Origin of the sequence: Cupriavidus sp. SK-4 (assembly GCF_000611125.1) — a bacterium.
Lineage (GTDB): Bacteria > Pseudomonadota > Gammaproteobacteria > Burkholderiales > Burkholderiaceae > Cupriavidus > Cupriavidus necator.
The window spans coordinates 1-1,628 of the sequence record NZ_JFJW01000118.1; the positions used below are offsets into that span (position 1 = coordinate 1).

Annotated in this window: 2 protein-coding genes and 1 pseudogene; all 3 read right to left on the reverse strand. The window is 70.5% G+C overall.

Translation table 11 applies throughout. The features are described from left to right. A partial coding sequence (locus CF68_RS39210) for a secretin and TonB N-terminal domain-containing protein (RefSeq protein ID WP_035824116.1) occupies nt 1-301 on the reverse strand: 301 nt, incomplete at its 3' end. Between the two features lie 230 nt (nt 302-531). After that, complete coding sequence (locus CF68_RS25065) at nt 532-1,077, reverse strand: YbjN domain-containing protein (RefSeq protein ID WP_051591675.1); 546 nt, start codon at nt 1,075-1,077, stop codon at nt 532-534. Between the two features lie 60 nt (nt 1,078-1,137). Then, nucleotides 1,138-1,628 (reverse strand): annotated as a pseudogene (locus tag CF68_RS37775) (hypothetical protein); the annotation flags it as partial.

The following is a 1,628-nucleotide window of genomic DNA, read 5'->3' on the forward strand; positions in this document are numbered from 1 at the left end:
CGGCCCGGGCGGCAAGCCCCGTGCCCTGCAGCAGGCGGTGCAGCGCCTGCTCCGGCGTCAGCGTGCCATGCACGGCATGCGAGGTGCGGCCTTCGGCCAGCTCGGATGGATAGAAGACAGACATATTGGTCTGCGCGTCGTAACGCGAAAGCGTCGCCTTCAACGGTTGGGCTGGCAGGTCAAAGGCCATCTCCGCGGCGGCCCTGCCCACGCCTGGCCACGCCAGGCTCGTTGCGAGCGAGATGGCGGCGGCGCACCCTGCCAATGCGCGCGCACCGGTGGAGGCAGCCAGACATGCCATGGAGATCGGGTGACCTGTTCATAGGGGTGCGTGCCGGTCCGGCGCAGGCGTTGTGTCCGCCCGGATCCTTCGATGCGGCCGGCGGTGTGGCCGACGCGATATCGACTGGGATCGTAAAGACCCCGCATGACGTTGGGATTACAAGGCAAAAAAGAGGACAGCGCGCCCCCGGAACACCTTTTCCTTCGCGCCGCCCTCGAAGCCGTGCGCCTGCCTGGCCGCTGCCGCGGTCAGGCCTCGGCGACGGCGGGGGAGCCGGCCGAGGCGGCGGGCTGCAGCCCGTCGGCCCGTTCCGGCGCTTCCGGCGCTTCCGGTGCTTCCGGCCGGTAATTGCGCAGGTGCAGGAAGAACTGGCCCATCATCTGCGTCCACAGCTGCAGCGACACCGACAGGTATTCCTCGCTGACGCCGCCGGTCACCATCACATCCATCTCCAGCACGATGAAATCGCCGTGCGCGGCAACGCGGGCAAAGCGCCGGCTGCGATGCCATTCGGCCAGCAGCGCATCGGGCAAGGTGCCGCCCTCAACCCGCAGCGGGCAGCTCAGCGTGAAGTCCAGGTACTGGCCGCTCGCCAGCCGGTTGCCCCACAGCACCTGGAAGCCGATGCCGTGGCTGGCGCTATGCAGGCGCGCAACGCCCTCCTCTTCGATGATGTTGACGGCGCAGCCGGCCGCACGGATGGCCTGGGCCACCTGCTCGGCATTGACGGCGGCAAGCAGCGCCGGCGCGGCGGCTGCGGTGGCTTCGGCGGCAACGGAAACGGATTCGGTCATGGCAACTCCTTGAAAGCAAAACGTGGTGCGGCAAGGCAAAGTGTCTTGCCGCGATTCATGTCACAGGCGCGGCGCGGCGATGCCGGCTTCGGCCTTGGGCTGGGGCTCGGCCTTCGCCGGCGCAGCATCCGCCTGCGGCGCTGCGGCCTCGCCGGTGCTGCGTGCGTCGAAGCGGCCCTGGTAGAGCTTGTCGCCGTACTCCTGCGCGATCTGCTCGTAGCGCACGCGGCTCTGCGCCGCGAACGGCTGGCGCGCGGCCAGCACGGTGCCCAGGTCCACGGTTTCGTAGGCACGCAGGATGTCCTGGCCGACCGCGTAGAGCTGGGCGTTGGCCGCCTCGCAACGCGACAGCGCGGTCTGCCGCGCCGTGGCCTCGGCCGCCAGGCGCTGGCGTTCGGCTTCCAGCCCGCGCGCCATGCGCAGCAGCTCGTCGTAGGCGCCGCGGTACTGCGCGATCTGGCTGCCGGCCTTCTCCGCCACGGCCTGGCTGTGCTGCTGGGCCTGGCGGGCGCTGCCGGCCAGCTTGTCGCGCGCGTCCCGCCCCGCGGCCA

Excerpts from the sequence above, each read along its gene's own strand:
- CF68_RS25065 (WP_051591675.1), bottom strand. The coding sequence starts at position 1,077 with ATGACCGAATCCGTTTCCGTTGCCGCCGAAGCCACCGCAGCCGCCGCG.